Annotated in this window: 18 protein-coding genes and 1 pseudogene; 8 read left to right on the forward strand and 11 right to left on the reverse strand. The window is 64.2% G+C overall.

From position 1 onward, the window contains the following. Nucleotides 1-40: 40 nt before the first annotated feature. Nucleotides 41-418: a hypothetical protein gene (locus DES52_RS18850; RefSeq protein WP_146237382.1), complete on the reverse strand. Its 378-nt coding sequence runs from the start codon at nucleotides 416-418 to the stop codon at nucleotides 41-43. Here DES52_RS18850 and DES52_RS22640 point away from each other — a divergent pair. Beyond that, the gene (locus DES52_RS22640; protein WP_146237383.1) at nucleotides 408-1,358 is read left to right on the forward strand and encodes a hypothetical protein; all 951 of its coding nucleotides are present in this window, start codon (nucleotides 408-410) and stop codon (nucleotides 1,356-1,358) included. The genes DES52_RS18850 and DES52_RS22640 overlap by 11 nt on opposite strands. Before the next feature lie 595 nt (nucleotides 1,359-1,953). On the opposite strand, the pseudogene DES52_RS18865 reads toward DES52_RS22640, so the two are convergent. After that, nucleotides 1,954-3,059 (reverse strand): annotated as a pseudogene (locus DES52_RS18865) (IS3 family transposase). A 304-nt stretch (nucleotides 3,060-3,363) separates the two neighbouring features. Between DES52_RS18865 and DES52_RS18870 the strand changes: the two are divergent. Next, nucleotides 3,364-4,137 carry a carboxypeptidase-like regulatory domain-containing protein gene (locus tag DES52_RS18870; protein ID WP_110888391.1) on the forward strand — a complete coding sequence of 258 codons (774 nt, stop codon included), beginning with the start codon at nucleotides 3,364-3,366 and terminating at the stop codon, nucleotides 4,135-4,137. A gap of 626 nt (nucleotides 4,138-4,763) precedes the next feature. Beyond that, entirely contained in the window at nucleotides 4,764-5,126 is a 363-nt protein-coding gene (locus DES52_RS22645; protein WP_146237384.1) for a nuclear transport factor 2 family protein, read from the forward strand. Between the two features lie 627 nt (nucleotides 5,127-5,753). On the opposite strand, the gene DES52_RS18880 is transcribed toward DES52_RS22645, so the two are convergent. After that, the gene (locus DES52_RS18880; RefSeq protein ID WP_110888393.1) at nucleotides 5,754-5,942 is read right to left on the reverse strand and encodes a hypothetical protein; all 189 of its coding nucleotides are present in this window, start codon (nucleotides 5,940-5,942) and stop codon (nucleotides 5,754-5,756) included. A 442-nt stretch (nucleotides 5,943-6,384) separates the two neighbouring features. Between DES52_RS18880 and DES52_RS18885 the strand changes: the two genes are divergently transcribed. The 3 genes from DES52_RS18885 (at nucleotide 6,385) to DES52_RS18895 (ending at nucleotide 8,783) form a co-directional block, all read left to right on the forward strand. Further along, nucleotides 6,385-7,623, forward strand: a complete 1,239-nt coding sequence (locus DES52_RS18885) for an MFS transporter (RefSeq protein WP_110888394.1) — start codon at nucleotides 6,385-6,387, stop codon at nucleotides 7,621-7,623. 67 nt (nucleotides 7,624-7,690) lie between these two features. Beyond that, on the forward strand, nucleotides 7,691-7,888 hold the full coding sequence (locus DES52_RS18890) for a hypothetical protein (RefSeq protein ID WP_146237385.1): 198 nt from the start codon (nucleotides 7,691-7,693) through the stop codon (nucleotides 7,886-7,888). A gap of 7 nt (nucleotides 7,889-7,895) precedes the next feature. Next, nucleotides 7,896-8,783 (forward strand): alpha/beta fold hydrolase, encoded by an 888-nt coding sequence (locus DES52_RS18895; RefSeq protein WP_110888396.1) that lies wholly within the window; start codon nucleotides 7,896-7,898, stop codon nucleotides 8,781-8,783. A gap of 368 nt (nucleotides 8,784-9,151) precedes the next feature. On the opposite strand, the gene DES52_RS23785 is transcribed toward DES52_RS18895, so the two are convergent. From DES52_RS23785 to DES52_RS18920, 5 genes are all read right to left on the reverse strand, one after another. Beyond that, nucleotides 9,152-9,322, reverse strand: coding sequence for a zinc-binding dehydrogenase (locus DES52_RS23785; RefSeq protein WP_110888397.1), 171 nt, complete (start codon nucleotides 9,320-9,322; stop codon nucleotides 9,152-9,154). Beyond that, a complete protein-coding gene (locus DES52_RS23155; protein WP_110888398.1) occupies nucleotides 9,273-9,782 on the reverse strand; it encodes a zinc-binding dehydrogenase in 510 nt (169 codons plus the stop codon). The genes DES52_RS23785 and DES52_RS23155 overlap by 50 nt, the downstream gene beginning before the upstream one ends. 31 nt (nucleotides 9,783-9,813) lie before the next feature. After that, nucleotides 9,814-10,140: an MDR/zinc-dependent alcohol dehydrogenase-like family protein gene (locus DES52_RS18910; protein WP_110888399.1), complete on the reverse strand. Its 327-nt coding sequence runs from the start codon at nucleotides 10,138-10,140 to the stop codon at nucleotides 9,814-9,816. Between the two features lie 67 nt (nucleotides 10,141-10,207). Then, on the reverse strand, nucleotides 10,208-11,614 hold the full coding sequence (locus DES52_RS18915; protein ID WP_110888400.1) for an MFS transporter: 1,407 nt from the start codon (nucleotides 11,612-11,614) through the stop codon (nucleotides 10,208-10,210). A 181-nt stretch (nucleotides 11,615-11,795) separates the two neighbouring features. Next, entirely contained in the window at nucleotides 11,796-12,464 is a 669-nt protein-coding gene (locus DES52_RS18920; RefSeq protein WP_110888401.1) for an SDR family oxidoreductase, read from the reverse strand. A 157-nt stretch (nucleotides 12,465-12,621) separates the two neighbouring features. On the opposite strand from DES52_RS18920, the gene DES52_RS18925 reads away from it, so the two are divergent. Together DES52_RS18925 and DES52_RS23160 are read left to right on the forward strand one after the other, a co-directional pair. Continuing rightward, nucleotides 12,622-13,179, forward strand: a complete 558-nt coding sequence (locus tag DES52_RS18925; RefSeq protein WP_110888402.1) for a TetR/AcrR family transcriptional regulator — start codon at nucleotides 12,622-12,624, stop codon at nucleotides 13,177-13,179. A 397-nt stretch (nucleotides 13,180-13,576) separates the two neighbouring features. Further along, nucleotides 13,577-13,885, forward strand: a complete 309-nt coding sequence (locus tag DES52_RS23160) for an ester cyclase (RefSeq protein WP_170131172.1) — start codon at nucleotides 13,577-13,579, stop codon at nucleotides 13,883-13,885. A 347-nt stretch (nucleotides 13,886-14,232) separates the two neighbouring features. Here the strand turns inward: DES52_RS23160 and DES52_RS18935 are convergent, their stop codons facing one another. From DES52_RS18935 to DES52_RS18945, 3 genes are all read right to left on the reverse strand, one after another. Continuing rightward, nucleotides 14,233-14,877 (reverse strand): DUF899 family protein, encoded by a 645-nt coding sequence (locus tag DES52_RS18935; RefSeq protein WP_110888404.1) that lies wholly within the window; start codon nucleotides 14,875-14,877, stop codon nucleotides 14,233-14,235. Nucleotides 14,878-15,571: 694 nt separating this feature from the next. Then, nucleotides 15,572-16,471: a sensor histidine kinase gene (locus tag DES52_RS18940; protein ID WP_110888405.1), complete on the reverse strand. Its 900-nt coding sequence runs from the start codon at nucleotides 16,469-16,471 to the stop codon at nucleotides 15,572-15,574. 12 nt (nucleotides 16,472-16,483) lie between these two features. Beyond that, a complete protein-coding gene (locus DES52_RS18945) occupies nucleotides 16,484-17,272 on the reverse strand; it encodes a GAF domain-containing protein (protein ID WP_110888406.1) in 789 nt (262 codons plus the stop codon). Between the last annotated feature and the right edge of the window lie 581 nt (nucleotides 17,273-17,853).

Here is a 17,853-nt window from a genome sequence, read left to right on the forward strand (position 1 = left end):
GCACGCACGCGACCGCCTGCATTCTCGGAGGCGAAGTGGGTTACTTCAAACGCTGGCTTTCCACGCCCATCCACAAGATCAACGCGGCGTCCGGCGCGACTTCGCTGTACATGGTGTTCGTCACTGCGAAGTACCCGGCCACGCGCGGATCGCCGCTCGTCGTCACGAGGTACCACGCTCCGCCGCTCTTCGTCCAGCCTTTCGACCTGTACCCGCGGGCGTTGAGTTCACGCGCCCACTGCGTCCTCAACTGCGAGTGATCCCGAAACAGCACCGCGCCGCAACGCGCGACGAACGTCACGTCCGTGCGCACCGCTCGCACTTCCGGTGACGCGATTTGCTTCAGCAGCGGCGCAGCCAGCGATTGCGCGCGCGACTCGCAGTCGGCGCGACGCTCGGCGTTCAACTTGTCGAACATCGACACGGACGCCGCGCTGATTGAGGAAGCGGGCGCCGCCGCGGAGAACGTGGAGAGCAATGCGGCACAGACGAGCGAGGCAGCAATTCGAGGCATGGACATCCTTTCAAATGCGATGAGCGCGTATTTTCTTGAGGGTGCGGCTCGGACCGAAGAAGTCACCTTGCCCGGCGGAAACGAACGAGAGGAGCGCGTGCACCGCAGGGAATTGATGGCGACGACGATGCCTTCAACGTCGAGGAAGCAGTCCCGCAGTGACGGCATCCCGTCGCAGGCCGTGTCGCGTTCGTTGAGGATTGTTCCATTCATGAGGCTGAGGAACGCATTCATGACAACGTCGCTGCCTTCAGTGGGCTCGACGGGGTCTGCGACGGTTGTCGGGGTGAAGATGATTGAGTGGTGCGCGTCGGCGATCGGCTTGATGGCCGTGTCCGTGCGTACAAGCTTCCCCGACTTGTTGCAACCAGCTTCCTACCGATCGCTGGCGCGATGGTGTGGTCGATCATGCTGTTCACGGTCGCGTCCGGAACATCACGCTTGTCCTCCTGGCGGCTCGTTTTCGTGCTTCATCTCTCAGGGTACGCCGCCTGGTACCAGCGGGTCGGCGCATTTGCCACGCTCAACGCTTCGCTTGCTTCAGGTGGTGCAGGAAGCGGTGGAAGCGACGCTCGGCCCGCAAGCATCCGTAACGAACGAGGCGCGCTACGTTCGCTGGGCGTTCGCGGTACGCACGCACGAGCTCGTCGACGTGCACCGTGGCATTGTTGGCGGAGAAGCCGTGCTGAAGGGGATAGCCGGGTTGGCGACGTTTCACGCCCCTGCGTTGGTCGTGCGTGACCCACAAGAGGCGGGACACGCCGACCAAACGATAGAGCGCCTAGGAGAAGCTGCCAGCGCAGACTCCCGGGCTCTTAGCACTCCCGGGCTCGGAGCCTATTGATAACCGCAAAAGTTACGCGGGCGGCAGGAGGCTGAGGCTGCTGTTGTTGCGGAGCAAGTACGCACGCTGCTCCCTCTCTACTTCAACCGATGGCAATATTGATAACCGCAGAAGCAACGCGGGCCGCAGGAGACTGAGGCTGCTGTTATCGCAGAGCAAATACGCGGTCTGCTCCCGCTCCACTTCAACCGATATCAATAGTTGAAAGCGCGACTGAAGCTGACGGGGTCGTAAGACCGTTGTCAGCCAGTCGTGCTAAGAATGCCGGATGCTGAGCGCCGTTGAGTTGAAACACGAAGTTGGTGCGGAGATCGACATCGTCGCACAGAGTCTGTCGGCACGCCCCCCCATCGAATCCGAAGTTCGAGATGAGGTGCTGCGCATCCTCGAGATTGTCCGCACCGAGGTCGAAGGCACGACGAGCGCCTCGTACCTACGCGCACTTGGCAGTGTCGTTCGGTTCGTGGTCGACGAAACCGCCGGAGGACGGTACGACGCGTGAAGCCGACGGGCCGGGTTCATCCTCGGGTCGCAGGACGGTACATGTCGTGAGGTTCACCCCGTCGTCGGTCCACCTCGAATGCGTCACAGTACCTCAGCCCGCCAACCGGCGGGCGAACTCATGAGGTGCCAGGTTGCCCAACGAGCTGTGCGGCCGTACGTCGTTGTAGTCCCGCCGCCACACAGACAGGCTCAGCCGCGCTTGCGGCAAGCTCAAAAACCAGTGCGTATTCAAAAACTCATCTCGCATCCGCCCATTGAAACTCTTAATGTAGGCGTTCTGCATCGGCTTTCCCGGCTCGATGAATTCCTGTTTGATGCCGTGCTCGAAGGCCCAAGAGTCGAGCGCCTTACCCGTGAACTCCGGACCGTTGTCGCTCAACAGCACCTTCGGCTTGCCCCGCTCCTTCACGGCCTCGCTCAGCAGGCGTGCGACCACCGCACCGGGAATCGAGGTCGCCGCGTAGCTCAAGATGCACTCCCGCGTGCAGTCGTCCACGACGTTCAGCACACGAAAGCGCTGCCCGCTAGCCAACTGATCGGACACGAAATCCATGCTCCAACGCTCGTTTCTGCTTCCAGGCGGCGGGGTCGGCACACGCCCCTGGGCCGCTCCCTTTCTCCGGGTCTTTTTCCGTACAGCCAGACCGAGCGAGCGGTAGACCCGGTACACCCGCTTGTGGTTGACGACCTCGCCGTCGCGGCGCAGCAGGACGTGCAGGCAACGGTAGCCGAACCGAGGCCGGTCAGCAGCAAGTCGCCGCAATTTGCCCGTCAGGTCGGCGTCGTCCTTGCGCGTTTCGTACCGCTGGGTCGAACGATGGAAGCCGAGCGTCTTGCACGCGCGGCGTAAGCTCACCCCGAAGGCGTCGCGCACGAACTTCACCACCCGCTTTTTGACGGGCGTCTGGGCGTGCGGGGTGACGCCGGGGTCTACCACTTTTTTCCGACGACCTCCTTGAGGATGCTGTTGTCGAGCGCTAGGTCCGCCACGAGCTTTTTCAACCGTCGGTTTTCTTCTTCGAGAGCTTTGAGCCGCTTGACGTCATCGTGGTTCATGCCGCCGTACTTGGCTTGCCAGCGGTGGATGCTCGTTCGGGCGACTCCAGCTTCACGTGCGACCTGCTCGATCGTCTGCCCGGCCTCGACCTTGGCGAGGATGTCGAGAATCTCCTTTTCGGTGTACTGCTTGCGTTTCATGCCGACTCCTTTTGGACCATCGTGTCCTATTCGGAGTGGGTCGACAAACCGGGGTCATGTCAGCGCGAACACGACAGCGTTCTCGTCGAGTCCCTTCGATCATCGCCATGGTTGTCAAGTCCGAACGATCGAGAAGCCGACGGACGTCGCTCTTCAACGCCTTGGTCCTCGTTTCGACCAACCATGTCGCAATCACGGCGCTGAATGTACCTTGCGCTCAGTCAGCTCAGCTGCCTCCACAGGACGAACGAGTCCCCGACCATCCGCACACCGCCACACTTCTTCTCTGAAAGGAACTCGAACGATGAACCGACGCTTCCCTGCCCTGCTTTCCCTCTTGGCTCTCACGGCCGGTCTGGCCGCTCCCACGCTCAAAGCCGAACCGATGACGGTGAAGGGCACGGTCGTGGACGCCTCGGGCAACCCGATCAAAGGAGCCATCGTTCGCATCGAGCCGGGAGTCACCGGCGGCATGGTCACCGTCAAGACCGACGCACAAGGGCAATACACGACGCCAGCGCTCATCGACATGCCGTACTACGCGTCCGCCTGGGTGGTCATGCCGTTCCAAGGGCAGAAGTTCTGCATGCGTGTCGATTCCGTCAATCAGGAAGGCTACGAGCCCTTCTCGCCTCGCGCTGGCGTCATTCGCAACTTCAAGTTCAAACTCAGCGGCCCGATTCCCGACGGGGGAGAGTACAAGTACTTCGGTGGAGAAGCACGGTTGATGCGTCCTGGCTGGGACGAAAGCGACGTGATCAAGTGGACCGAGTCGCGCGTGCAGTTGACGCTCGTCCCGAACGGACCCCTGGCGGACGGCTCGAAAGGCAAGACGCTGGTGAAAACGACGGAGCTCGGCGACTCCTTCCTGTATGACATCCCGCTGGGCTCCTACACGGCGACAGCGGTGGAGATTCGCAAGGACGGCACACGCTTCCCGCTCCTGATGGGCAAGGACAAGGCCGCACCTCAAATGAACCTGAAATTCGAGTCGAATTCGCCGTACTGCGGCGCCGGGTACTCTCGAGTGAGCAGCATCGGTCGCGCGTTCCTCTACGTCGCTCGCTTTCCGAAGTAACAACGGGCGGCGAACGCTTCGTGCGTTCGCCGCCAAAAAGAACACCTCGAACTCCCAGGGGCCTCGTACACCTCAATCGGCCTGACCTAGCGGGGCCCCCGCTGGTTTTGCTCGAGGTGCCGCCAAGAATGATTCGACGAGTCACTTCGGCTGGGCCGCACGAGGAGCGGCGGACTCGGCGGATCGGTGAAATGACAAGTGATCCGTAGGACGATCGACCGCGGTTCCATCACCCTCGCTGACATGCTCGTCTCCGGCAACGAAGAATCCGAGATCTGGCTCGCCGAAAGCATCCTGCTTCGCGAACTTACAAACGCCGTTCGGAAGCGACCGTGTCACATACGCAGAAGCACGGCAACACACCACGGGCGTAATACAACCATAGGGCACGGTCATCGATGTTCCAGGCCTCGCGCTGAGCGCCCTTCTCTAACTTGCCAGGCTTGTACTGAAAACTTACGATGCGGCATCCCGAAGCTGCATCCTACCCTGAAGGCGTCCTCGAAAGGACGGCGCAAAGCGACCGAGCCGACGCCAGCACGGCCACAAGTCTCGCGGGAGCGGGGTGAGCCATGAACGGCAGTTACAGCAGGCGTTCGCACGCTTCCCCTTTCAGGAGGTTCACTATGCCAGGACCAGCCGGGCAGCCGCCATGCACGACCGCGCGAATCTCTATCACGCGTTACCTCCGGTCCTCGCCAGAACCGAAGACGCCCGAGCACCTGCGAACCCTGATCCTCGACGAGGCGCTCCTCATGCACCTCACGCAAGTCGAGGCGGTCTTTCCCGGGTCCGTCGTCAGCATCGAGGACCTTGTCGTCGAGAACACCAAGGCTGTTCTGCGTGGCCGCCTTCGAGACGTACGGCACGACAACACCCATGGCGTTCCGGCATTTGAGCGAGGAGTGGACGTGGCGATCTTCGTGATCTACGAAGTGAATCATGACCGTGCTCCGGGTCACTCGACGGCGCTCGATACCTTCAAGTAGGCGGGATGTTCCCGAATCTCAAGACGCACGCTTGGGACAGTCGTCCATCATGTAAACGCTGCCCGCTCGCGAGCGGTCGGTCACGAAGGCCATGCTCCACCGCTCGTTTCTGCTTTCAGGAGGTGGGGTGAGCACACGCCCTTGAGCGGCTCCTATTCTTCGGGTCGTTCTCCTGACGGCCAGACCGAGCGAGCGGTCGGCGCGGTAATCCCGCTTGTGGTTAACGAACTCGCCTGCTTGGCGTAGCAGGACGTGAAGCCGACAACAGCCAAAGCGGGGCCGGGCACTGACAAGCTGTTTGAACTTGTCATCCAAGGACGCGGCGTCTTTTCGGCGTTCGTACCGCTAAGTCGAGCGGTGAAAGCCCAACGCCTCGCACGCGCCAAGGGAGAAGCCTCTGAAAGCACCTCGGGGCTGAACTTGATCGCTTCGCTCGTCGCGGCGTGACCTCACCCCAAAGGCGTCGCGAACGAACCGCACCACGGGCTTCTTGTTTGTGATTGGGCGCGCGGTGTCGCTACGGGGTCTATCACTCATTGTCGTGGCAGGTGGTGGGCTCCACGAGCATTCGAAGGCCCGTACCCACCGCGCTCCTTCGGACTCGGAGCGTGGGGGATGCCGGGCAGGCTACATGAGCTCGCGCAGTTGCGCCGGCTTCAACCCCAATTCGAGCAACGCCGAGCGACGCGCCTCGAGATCGGCCAGGAGATCGCCTATCTCAGCGCTCACCGGTCGTACGTCGCGCCTCGCCTCGTTGCCGTCCTGGGCGTGGGCGTCGAAAACGCGCACGCCGATCACTTCGCGAAGTGGCTTCATGTCGGCATGGTGCACCGAGCAGCTGACGCGAGCTTGACGAGCGATGTACGGAGCGCAGGGCAAATTCGAAAAGAGCCGCGACCGAAAGGTGGAAAATCGAACCTCGGCACTTCAAATGAGGAGGCTCGTGGCAACACGTCCTGGCAGTTCGCCGGCCATGAAGCACGGGACCTTGCCGGAGGGCCGCCGACGATCGGCTCCGCGACACTGCCCCTCATCGGTCCAGCATCCTATGCTTCCGCGGTCTTTCCGTGTTCCCTGACCCAGCAGTAGGAACGCAGGAACGCGCGACCGCTTCGTCCGGGGAGCGGCGATCTTGCCGATCCCTCGGCGCACTATTACGTATGTCGACGAAACGCTCGGTAGGCGACCGTCCCGCGTCGAGTGTCGCCCTTCACGCAGCAAGATGAACTGATACCATCTCGTCAATGCCAAAGGACGCATGACGAATCCAACTCCATCGAAGACCGGTCCTGCCGGTACATCCGTCGCCAGCGACGCTGAGCACGGACGCGCCATTCAGTACGGGCAATTGTTGCCGCTTTATGCCGCTCAAGCGTTGGCGACCGGAGCAACGACCGTCAGCACCGTGCTGGCCTCGCTGATCATGAGCAGCCTCGGCAGCGAGGGCCTGTCCGGTCTTCCCAGCACCCTCATTCAGGCCGCCGCCGCCTTCTCGGCGAGCGCCTTCGGCTCCCTGATGTTGCGTGCCGGGCGGCGAACCGGTCTCGTCCGGGCGTTCGCCCTCGGCGCGGTCGGCGCGCTCGTCGGCTTCCTGGGTTCGAGACTCCAAGTCATCCCCCTGTTCCTCTTGGGCGCCTCGATGATGGGAGCGGCTCAGGGCGGCTATCAGCAAGCACGGTATGCGGTCGCGGAAGGCGTCCCGGAAAGTCGGCGGGGCACCGCGCTCGGGATCCTGATGCTGATGAGCGTCGCCGGGTCATTTCTGATTACCGGAGCGTCCCATCTCATCGAGGAGCTGGGTCGGATTTTGAATGCCACGGCGGAAACGGCCGGCTGGCTGGTCGGTGGTGGTTTGCTGGGCGTGGCGGCGCTGCTGATGCTGACGTGGCGGTCTCCACGATCGACGTCGCCATCGGCGACACGGTCGGCGCCTCAACTCTCGGTCGTCGCGGCGTTCAAGCTCCCCGGCGTTCGCAGTACCGCGCTTGCCTTGGCCACCGCGCAGGGCTTGATGGTGACGCTGATGAGCTTGACGCCCTTGAGAGCACATCACATGGGCATGGATCACGCGGGGATCGCCGCCCTGATCAGCGGGCACATTCTGGGAATGTTCGGCTTCGGGTGGCTGACCGGGCCGCTCGTGGACCGCTTCGGCCTCAAACTCGGGTACGTGGGAGGCGCCCTCTTGCTCACGGCTGCGGCCCTCACCGCGCCTTTGATGGGGGCAACGTGGCTGGCAGTCAGCATGTTCTTGTTGGGTTTCGGGTGGAATCTGACGTACGTCAGCGCGACGAAGGCCCTCGCCCGAACGCCGGTGGCTCAAGGCGCGACCGATAGTCTTGGCTTCATAACCGCGGGCCTGGGCACCTTGCTGGGAGGCTTGCTCATCAGCAGGACGGATTTCTCCGTTCTGGCCTACCTGTGCGCGGCCCTGGCGCTTCTCCCCCTGGTCAGCGCTTGGCGCGTCGGGAGGAACTGGGCGGGACAGCAGCGATGAGATGAAACCGTCGGTGCTCGTAGTCGAGTCGAAGGCGGAAAGCTCGAGCGTGACGTCCTCGACCGGCATGATCGCCCTGACGTTCACGTCTGGCATGAACGCGTCGCTCGACGTGACAAGCGTTCTTACGCGCGTCGTGAAGGCACTGAGTTTCTGGAAGAACGTGAAACTGGAGCGGCTCAACGTGTGCATGCTGATTGGCGATGGTGGTCCTGCCGTTCCTGTCGTCGTCCATGGCGTTCGCGCGTCCGCGCTGATGGTATAACCGCCGGATGAACTTCACGGACGGCGAATACACGCTCACGCTCGGCGGTGTCAGGCAGTGGGTGCGAGTGGACGGGGCGCGTCACGACACCGTCCCGCTCGTGCTCGTCCACGGCGGTCCCGGCGGCAACCATTACGTCTTCGAGCGCACCGCCGGGCCGCTTCTCGCGCGTGAGCGAACGGTGGTATACCACGAGCAGCGCGGCTGCGGCCGCTCGGACGCGCCCGCCGACGTGCGCGCGTACGACGTGGACACCCTCGTGCGCGACCTCGACGCGTTGCGGTCCGCGCTGGGCGTGCCCGCGCTCGACTTGCTGGGCTACAGTTTCGGCGGCGGGCTCGCCCTCGCGTACGCTCACGCCTACCCTTGGCATGTCCGCCGGGTGGTCGCGCAGGCGCCTGCGCTGGACTTGACGGATCCGCGCCTCGTGGAGTGCCAAATCGCGGGCTTCCTCGAAGTCGCGTTCGGAGAGGTGCGCGCGCTTATCGAAGCGATCCTTGCGTCTCACGACCCGCCCGAGGTTCGCTTGGAGCGGACGTGGCAAGCGGCGGATCTGCAGACGGTGGATCACTTCCTCTTTCACGATCCTGCGCACGCGAGGCGCAACCGAGCGTGGTGGCGGGAGAGCGGCCTCGTCAACAGCGGCTTGATGCACCGGGTGGTGAAGGCGCGGCCGGTGCTGCCGTGGCAAGCCCTGGCGGCGGTGAACGTGCCGACGCTCGTCGTCGTAGGACGGCACGACCGCAACGTGGGCGTCGCGTACGCGCGCGCCGTCAGCGACGCGCTTCCCCGAGGACAGTTCGAGTCCCTGGAGGACGCCGCGCACTTCCCGGATGTAGAAACGCCTGAGACGTACGTTGAAGTGATTTCGCGGTTCCTCGCCGACGAACGCTGAACCCCGCCCTCGGGCACCGCCGTCGAGGGTCGAGGTCACGTGGCACGCCGCTTCTCGGCACGTTCTCGGTCCTCGAACTCGGCCGATCCGAGGTGGCCGAGGGTCGTTCGCGGTTGTAGAACGCTTCGATGGGAATTTCACGCGCGGGCGCACGACTTCGTTTCCCCGGATTCGTGGCGTCGAGCGCTTCATGCCGAGGTGTCGGGCGAGGGTCGCCGTCTTGCCGAGCAAACTCGACCGCTTTCACTCGAATGTCCGCGTCGTACGTTTTCCATGGTTCCATGCCCCTCGCGGTTCTGCTCGGCAACGTCGCACGAAGGGGCAACTTCAGGGCAAGCCATCCTGCGCGAGGGGCGACGGGACCGACGTCAGTCGGGACGCATCCGAATGACCTCTTTGCCGTTCGCTTTGTCTTCCTCGGCGTACGCGATGGCCTGTGGCGTCTGTTCGAACGGAAAGCCGCGGTCAACGTGCGGGCGAATCGTTCCGTCATCCAGAAGTGGATTCAGGCGTTCGAGTTGCAGGCCGTTTGCCCGCATCAACCAGTACCGATACCGCGCCCGTTCGTCTGGCCGCCGTGGGCGGTTTCGCTCCCATCGCCGCCAAGACGGGCAGCAGCGGGAAATCGACTCGCCGGTGTCGAGCCGGTGCCACGTCCGGCCCGTCCGCGATGGACACCACCGTGCCGCCGCGCTTCATAGTCTGGAAGCTGCGGGGCAGATTCTCCATGCCCAAGGAATCCAGCACGGCGTCGATGTCGTGCGCTTCGCCCTCGAAGCGCCGCGTTTTACGGTCGATCACCGTGCTCGCGCTCAGCTTCCGGACGAACTCGATGTTTCCCGTGCTGACCGTGGTGGTCACTTGCAAGCCCAGGTGTATTGCCAACTCGATGGCCGCGCTGCCACCGCGCCGGCTCCGCCGTGAATCAGCACCGACTGTCCACGTTTCAGCTTTCCCGCCTCGGTCAGCAGTGCCAGGGGCAGGGAGGCCCCTCGACATGCGTGAGCGAGGCGGGCTTGTGCGCGACCGCCTATTCGTGGGTGACGGTCTCCAGCGCGAACGTTCCGAGGCGATGATCTCGAACGCGCGTGTACACCGCGTCGCGCGGCTTGAATCGCCGAACTGCTGGGCTTACCTCCATCACCACGCCCACTACGCCCAAGGCGTCATTGCCCAGCACCCGGGCGAAGCGGTAGGGCAGCAGCACCTTGAGGGCGCCGTCACGGCTACGCCAGTCGACGCTGGCCGCGTGAACCTGGAGGTGGACGTCGTGCGGGCCGAGATCGTGAGCGGAGACCCGACCGCGCTTCAGAACGTTCGGGCCGCCGTACTTGCGGATGAAGAACGCATCGATCATGAAGGACGCCCCCGGTGGATTGGAAAGAAGTGGAAGTCATCGCCGGGCATCTGGCCACACCTCGCAGTCAAGCGTCTGCTTTGAGTCGCTGGGGTCGCGTATCCACGGACAGGCACAGCGCGGCTGTGACCACGCACAGCGCGACTTCCCAGCCGAAGACCGTCCTGAAATCGGCGAGTTGCGCCGCCGCGCCGCCGAGCAGGGCCACCGTTACCGCGACGCCCAGCACGGTGCCGATTTGGCGCACGGCCTGGTTGACGGCGCTGCCGACTCCGAACCGAGCTGGATTCAAGCGGGAGACGGCGGCCGCGGAAAGAGATGGCAAGACCATGCCGGTGCCAAGTCCGGTCAGCAGCAGCGCGGGCAGCCAGTGCGTCAGGTAAGACGGCGTGAGGCCGGGCACCAGCAAGGTCCACAGGGCGCCCGCGGCGAAGACGAGACTTCCCGTCACCAGCAGCGGCCGGTGGCCCAACCGCGAAGCCAGCCGCCCCGACACCACCGAGGTGGGAATCACCAGCAAGGGGCCAGGCAGGATGGCGACGCCCGCCACGTCCAGCGGGAGGTGCCAGATGGCCGACATGAACAGGAAGTACGAGAAGAACATCATGGAAAAGGCCATGCCGAACGTCAGTGTCGCCAAATTGACGAAGCGGTACGTCATGTTGTCGAAGAGCGTGAGGTCGATCGCCGGGGCGGTAATCCGCCGCGCCCACCACACGAAGACGAGCAGGAGCAACAAACCCGCGATCAGGGAGCCCGACACGGCCGCCGAGGTCCAGCCCAGCGCTTCGGACCGCACCAATCCCAGCGCGATCGCCCCCACGCCCACCATCAGCAGGAGCAAGCCGACCGCGTCCAGGCGGGCCGGAATTCCTTCTGGCGCACTTGATTTCAGCAGGCGGCTGGCGCCCCAGACCGAGAGGACACCCAGCGGGAGGTTGAGATAGAAGGCCCAGGGCCAACCGCCCAGATCGATCAGCCACGATCCGAGACTGGGTCCTACCGCCGCACCGAGCGCGCTGACGGCTCCCCAGAGGCTCACGGCGACGGCGCGGCGCTCCGTGGGAAAGGCTCCCAGCACCACGGCGAGCGAGGCTGGCAGCAGTGCCGCCGCTCCAACCGCTTGGAGAGCGCGGAAGACGATCAGCATCCAGACCTGGCCGGAGAGTCCGCAGCCCAGCGACGCCACCAAAAAGATCAGCAGGCCGATCAGGAACATCCGTTTTCGTCCGTAGAGGTCGGCGAAGCGGCCGGCGGGGACGAGCAACACGGCGTAGACGACGGTGTAGGCGTTGAGAACCCAGGAGAGGTCACTGGCTTGCGCACCTGAAAAAGCGAGCGAGAGGGCGGGGAAGGCAGCGTACAGGACGGTGGCGTCGATGGAGATCAGCAGGACGGCGATGCTGGCCGTCAGGAAGACGGGCCATGGAGACGAACCGGTTTGAGGCGTAACTTGGCTAGCGTGTCGAGTCATTGAAGAACCTCCGGACCATGGCTCGACCTCCGGCGCACGTGACGAGCCGGGCCGGACAACGGGCTGGTTATGAAAAACTTCTTGGAAGCGGCGCGGGAGGGATCAGCCGGGTCTCGCCGCTCGAACAGGTCGGGCGGCGGGGAGGACGCGTAGAAATTGGGGAGGCCCGACTTCATAAGGTTCACAGGTAGGCGGCAGGCGTGGCGGACAGGTTCGCGCGCACCTGGTGAGAAATCGTGTCGACCAGGATTCCGGGGTGTCCCGCCTCCAGGCCCCGCAGCGCCAAGCGCACCACTTCCTGCGGCGCGGTTTTGTCTCCGGTCACGCCGCTTGACATGTCGGTGTCGATGAAGCCGACGTGCCGGCCGCTGACTTGGGTTCCTTGTGGGCGCAGCTCGTGGCGCAGGCCGTTGGTGAGCGACCAAGCGGCGGCCTTGGAAACGCTGTAGGTGGCCGCGCCGGGAACGCTGATCCAGCTCAGCACGGACAGCACGTTCAGGATCGCGCCGCCTCCGTTGCGGGCCAGCTCGGGCGCGAAGGCTTGACTGAGGTGTAGCGGTCCCAACACGTTCGTCTCGAACTCGCGTTGCGCGGCTTGGACGCTGCCGGGTTGCAGCAGCAGTCGGCCCTGATCGTCCAAGATTCCGGCGTTGTTGATCAGCAGGGTGACGTCCGCCGCCGACGTCACGTCCAACGATATGACCTCCACTCCGGGAATGCGGGCACTGGAAGGGTGACGGGCGGCGGCGTAGACCTTTCGGGCACGGCACGCGAGGAGCGCCTGAACGAAGGCATTTCCGAGGCCGCGGCTGGCTCCGGTGACGAGGGCAACAGAATCTTCGATGCGCAAGGGAATCTCCTGGAGGGTGGGGTGGAGTGAACTTGGGAAGTTCGGCGGCTCGAATGAATTAGATGATGTGCCTCATCTAAAAATAGATTATACTGATTATCTAAAAGAGTCAACGAGAGTCCACTCCGTGCCCTTTACACCGCCCCGAGGAGAAACCATGCCAAGAGTGTCCAAAGCCCAGGCTGCCCAAAATCGAGAACTCACCGTTCAGGCCGCTGCCAAACTTTTTCGCGAGCGTGGCGTCGATCACGTCAGCGTGCAAGACATCATGGCGGCCGTCGGCCTCACCCACGGCGGCTTCTACCGACAGTTCGCGTCCAAGGAAGCCTTGCTGCCGGAAGCCGCCCGCTACGCCTACGAGCGCCAAGCCGCCCGCCTCAGCAAACTCGACGCCACGACCGAGAACCACGCCACCGCGCAACGCCAATTCATCCAGAGCTACCTGTCGGCGGCCCACCGCGACCACCCGGGGAAAGGATGCCCCATCGCCGGACTGATTCAGGACATCGCCCGCACGGACAGCACTGACACCAAAAACCTGCTGACCACGGGCGTGGCCAACCTCGGCACCTGGCTGGACCGGCCCGGACGCGACGGCCTGGTCACGGCTTGCACGCTGATCGGTGCGCTCCTGGTCTCCCGCGCCGCCGCGGGGTCACCACTCTCCGACGAGGTGCTCGAACGCGTGGCGGCCGCGCTCGTTGCCCCGGACTAAGGATTCCTATAAGCCTGGCGTGTTCGGCAATCACTCGCTCCTGGTGCCCCGCCACGTCTTCAGCTTTGAAGTGCTCAGCACAACAGCAACGTCGGCAGGTCCGACCACTGGCCGTGACGGCATCATCCGCTCGTCGATGGTGGGCCGTGGCTCAACATGGGGCCGTAATGGACGTCTTCTGGCAGGACCCCCATGGAAGTTGTTGGACAAGGTAGGCAACAATGGGACGCGCTCACCACTTCATTCGACTACGGCACGGGCGGCTGTTGAAGGGCTGCCTGATGTCCAGACGCTATACGACCGCGTTCACGAGCTCAAAGACGCTCTGCTCGCTGCACGCCGAGTCATGCAGGCCGTCGCACTCCGAAACTCATCCGGGCGGCACTTGACAGGAAAAATGCCGAACCAAGCCGCCAACGAGGCGAGCGTCCGACACGACTGGCAACGAGTGTGGACGGAGGGTGACGCCAGTGCCGTCGAGGAATTTTACGCGCCGAACGTCCGCCAAGACGGTCAGCCGAGGACCCGCGCCGACTTCAGCGGAGGCATGCCGAGGTGGCGCTCCCGCTTCCCCGAGACCAAGGTCGAGGTTCACCGCCTCTTCTCCAGCGAGGGCGGCCGCGTCGTCGTCAGCCGAGTCAACTTCAAGGCCGCGCACCTCGGCGACTTTAAGAACCTCCCCCAACGGGCAAGTACGCCGAGGTGACCAGCGTCGACACCTTCGAGTTCGACGAGGACGGCGTGGTCGTGGACCACTAGCACGAGGCCGACAGCTACGGGCTGCTCGGCGCGGAATTCAGGCCCGTCGAGAGCAGGGCTCACGAAGCCTCGTACAGTAGGGCGCACGATAACCTGGCGCTCGCCGCTGCCCTCGCCTGCTGGTACGGCGAGAAGTGGAAACCCTGAGAAGACCGCCGACGCATATGACGATCTTCCGTCTTTAATATCACTCGCGCTAATTTGTCTTACCACGCGTGATAAGTGCGGCCAGTTTCCGTGAAGAAGCCCCAGGCGGGGGCGCCCGAACACCCGCACCGTCGAAACGTTGGGGTGTCAGAACTGCGGCCAGCCGGGCGGAACCTGCTGCCACAGCTCTTGACGTCCGTACGGAAGCAAGTCAGCGTACCCGAAGTAGCTCGACATCGCCTCGACGCCGCGTCCCGTCGTGACGTACGTAAGGTGCGGTTGGCCGTCGAGGAGCAGGTACACGCTCAGGCCCGGCCCTTCGTTCCCGTCGGGATCCGTCCAGCCCCAGTCCTGATTGAAGTTGGTCTCGTACGAGGAGTACCACGGGGTGTTCCAGCCCTTGCGCCGGGCGTAGGCGAGCAGTTTCCCGATGGGCGCGCGTGAAACGCGGACGAAGTTGGCGTCCATGGCCTTGAGGTGCGCGCGGTGCGGAGTGGCGTTCTCCGCGAAGTGCGTGCAGGAGGGGCAGCCCGCGTCCCAGTCGGGGTGGAACATGAAGTGGTGCACGATCAGCTGCGGGCGGCCTTCGAACAGTTCGGCGAGCGTGATCGAGCCGTCCTTGCCGGTGAAGGTGTAGTTCGGGACGGGCGTCATCGGCAGACGGCGGCGTTGCGCGGCGACGCTGTCCGTGAGGCGTGTCGCGACTTTTTCGAGGGTGAGCAGTTCGGTCCGGGCGCGCCGCCAAGTGTCGAGGTCGACGACGGGTGGGCGAGCTTGCGTGGTGTCGATCATGATGCTCCTTTGGCGGGTGGCCTGGACTGAGTGAGAAGGGGCGGTTGGCGTCGGAGACGGGCGAGCGTCGCTCGCGCCGAGGTGCGTGTGACGCGTGGCGCCGGCGTCGTGACTTGTCTTGCCTGCGACGCTCAAGTAGTGTACGCCGCCTAGGTTACTACGCCTCTAACAGAACCGCAATAAGTCGTACGGCTGCGATCGAAAGCGCCTATTCGTGGCCTCGCCAAGTAACCCCCTGATCATATGGACGTGCCCGCGACTGTCGCTGCTTCTACGGCCCTGCTCTATCGCGATTGCGGGTGCCGAGCCGCGCACCACCAGCGCCGCAACGAATCGGTCGCACCGTGGCGGTCCCCCATCCCCCGCCGACCGTGACCACAACCGCGCCCCTCCACCGGTTGACGCGACGTCGTCAACCCATGCCTCGCTGCCCACGGCTGATCATCAACCCCGCTCACCCGCACATCTATTCCCTTCCGCTGCTCACGCGCCGCCTCGTTCAGCACCGCACCGGCCCGCAGCTCCGCCGAACCGTTCCCGGACGGGCGCGACGGTGTAGAACGCGGGCATGTCGCGGTGGTGGCGAAGCTAGGGGTTCGCGATGGAGCGCACGTTGCCCGCGATGTTCGTTCCGTGGTGACAAAAGCTGCGAAATCGAACTGTTGGGCACGGTCCGTACACGCCTCGACTTGCCCTACGCGTCTTGCAGCGTGAAATGGAAGCGACTCCCTTGTCCCAGCTCGCTCTCCACCCACAGACGTCCTCCATGACGCTCCACGATGTGCTTGCAAACCGACAACCCGATCCCCGTTCCCTCGAACTCCCCACGCCCGTGAAGCCGTTGAAACATCCCGAAGATCTTCTCGAAGTACACCGGCTCGATTCCGAGCCCGTTGTCGCTCACCGAAAAGCGCCAGCACGTTTCGTCGCGCTCGGCTTCCACCCGCACCATCGGTGCCACGCCCGCCCGATGGTACTTCAGGGCGTTCGACACCAAGGTTTGGAGGAGCTGATCGAGCTGCTGCGCGTCCGCCAGCACCGTCGGCAACGCTCCACGCACGACCGTCGCGCCGAAGGTGTCGATTTCCGGTTGCAGTCGACGCACCACCGCGTCGAACACCGCGCTCGCGTCCGTCGATAACAGGGGCTGCTGCTCAAGGGACATGCGTGAGTACGTCATCAGGCCGTCGATGAGGCGTTTCATGTGCTCGCCGTTCTCCACGATCTGCCGTAGGTACGTCCGCCCGCGGTCGTCCAGCACCTCCCCGTACCGCCGCGCAACGACCTCCGCGAACGACGTCACCGCGCGGATAGGTGCCTGAAGGTCATGCGACGCGACGCTCGCGGACCGCTCCAACTCCTCGTTGCTGCGCTTCAGCGCCGCCAAGATCCGCCCACGCTCGGTGACGTCCTTGACGAACCCCACCATTCGTGTGACCCGTCCGTCATCGGCCCGCATGAAGTACCCGTCGTCCTCGACCCGCCGGACGCTGCCGTCCTTGCGCACCACCCGGAAGGGCAGGTGGAACTCGTCACTCGACTGGATCACCCGCGCGATCTCCTCACCGAAGGCCGCCCGGTCATCCGGGTGAATGAGTCGCTCGGTTCAGTCCGCGAGCGTGCCTTCAAGCTCGTCGACCGTGTACCTCGTGATCGCTTCGGCGGCGCCACTGTACACGATCTGGTCGGTCGCCGGATTCCAGTCGTACGGCAAGTGGCCGCTGCCGCGCACGGCCACCTCGTACCGCTCGCGCCACGTCTGGACCTCACGCGTGCGTTCCACGAGCTCGGCCGCGCCACTCGCGCCCTCGATGGCGAGGCCGAGGCTGCGCGCGACTCCTTCGAGGACGGCGCGGTCCACCTCGGACCAGGGACGCGTGTCGAACAGGCCAACGACGAACACCCCCACGGGTGCGCCGCTCACGAGGACCGGCAGTCCCGCCGTGATGGTGATGTGCGTCGTGACGTCCTGCAGATTGTCCGTCGTGATGTCGTACCGATCCTGGTAGACCGCCTCGTGCGTCTCCCATGGAGTGACGAGCGTCTTCGCGGACGCGTACGGCAGACCCCGGTCGACGGCGGCCTGCAAGCCCGGGTTGCGCAAGTCCCCGATTTGCACCGTAAGGTGCCACGTGCCGTGATCGAGTTCGTAGAACACCGCGTACCCTTCAGGCAACAGAGACAGCACGACCTCCTGCGCCGTGCGGACGAGGGCGCGCGGGTTGCTCTTGAGGGTCAGGTCCTGCGAGAGGGTCGCGAAGGCTTCGAGCGCCCTTGTCCGCCCATGCAGTTCCGCCTTCTGTCGGGCGAACTCGGCGGTGGTGACGGTGCGTTCGTACGCCAGAGCGAGGCTGCGCCCGATGCCGTGGACGAGCGTCTGGTCCCGGTCACCCAAGCGGCGCCCCGCGTCACCGACGCCGCTGAAGTGAACGTCTGTTCGCGCATTCCCTCGAAAGGACGCGCATTACAAACTCGTCGAATGAACAGGCGGTGCCCGGACGATGTTCGAAGCTGACGAATCGTGCGTAGGAACCGAAACGACGCCCAACCTGCCCCGTGGGGGCTTCCCTACGCCCGCTTTCATTCAAGATCGCGCGTCAGCAGGTACGACTGAACGTCGAAGGCGGACCGTTCGATCCGTGGCGTGAAGCATACGCTTGCCCCCTTGCTTGCCGCGTTGCTCATCAGGGCCGCGACGACCGTTCCTGGCGACCTTCGTCCGCATTCAGCCATTCATGGCCTATGAAGTCTGGTGGTGTAGGAAGAGGGCCGAGCGGCCGTCTACGAACAGCAGCTTCCCCACCCATGAAGGGACCAGAGCCATCCAAGGTCAGGAGCGTTCCTGCCATTCCAGGGAACTGAGACCAAGGTACGACGCGCTCGTCCCCCGAGAAGCCGAGACTCATCTCATCGTGCCCGTGGCCGAAATCGGGACGTTTCCCGCCGCACCCCTGGCCCGGCCTCGTCTCCTCGTCG

The sequence above is a fragment of the Deinococcus yavapaiensis KR-236 genome, assembly GCF_003217515.1.
Taxonomy (GTDB): Bacteria; Deinococcota; Deinococci; order Deinococcales; family Deinococcaceae; genus Deinococcus_A; species Deinococcus_A yavapaiensis.

Coding starts and splice junctions, on each gene's coding strand:
- DES52_RS18870 (WP_110888391.1), top strand. CDS start 3,364: ATGAACCGACGCTTCCCTGCCCTGCTTTCCCTCTTGGCTCTCACGGCC.
- DES52_RS23785 (WP_110888397.1), bottom strand. CDS start 9,322: ATGCGGGCAAACGGCCTGCAACTCGAACGCCTGAATCCACTTCTGGAT.
- DES52_RS18885 (WP_110888394.1), top strand. CDS start 6,385: ATGACGAATCCAACTCCATCGAAGACCGGTCCTGCCGGTACATCCGTC.
- DES52_RS18895 (WP_110888396.1), top strand. CDS start 7,896: ATGAACTTCACGGACGGCGAATACACGCTCACGCTCGGCGGTGTCAGG.
- DES52_RS23155 (WP_110888398.1), bottom strand. CDS start 9,782: ATGTCGAGGGGCCTCCCTGCCCCTGGCACTGCTGACCGAGGCGGGAAA.
- DES52_RS18935 (WP_110888404.1), bottom strand. CDS start 14,877: ATGATCGACACCACGCAAGCTCGCCCACCCGTCGTCGACCTCGACACT.
- DES52_RS18925 (WP_110888402.1), top strand. CDS start 12,622: ATGCCAAGAGTGTCCAAAGCCCAGGCTGCCCAAAATCGAGAACTCACC.
- DES52_RS18915 (WP_110888400.1), bottom strand. CDS start 11,614: ATGACTCGACACGCTAGCCAAGTTACGCCTCAAACCGGTTCGTCTCCA.
- DES52_RS18880 (WP_110888393.1), bottom strand. CDS start 5,942: ATGAAGCCACTTCGCGAAGTGATCGGCGTGCGCGTTTTCGACGCCCAC.
- DES52_RS22645 (WP_146237384.1), top strand. CDS start 4,764: ATGCCAGGACCAGCCGGGCAGCCGCCATGCACGACCGCGCGAATCTCT.
- DES52_RS18890 (WP_146237385.1), top strand. CDS start 7,691: ATGATCGCCCTGACGTTCACGTCTGGCATGAACGCGTCGCTCGACGTG.
- DES52_RS18910 (WP_110888399.1), bottom strand. CDS start 10,140: ATGATCGATGCGTTCTTCATCCGCAAGTACGGCGGCCCGAACGTTCTG.
- DES52_RS18850 (WP_146237382.1), bottom strand. CDS start 418: ATGTTCGACAAGTTGAACGCCGAGCGTCGCGCCGACTGCGAGTCGCGC.
- DES52_RS23160 (WP_170131172.1), top strand. CDS start 13,577: ATGCCGAACCAAGCCGCCAACGAGGCGAGCGTCCGACACGACTGGCAA.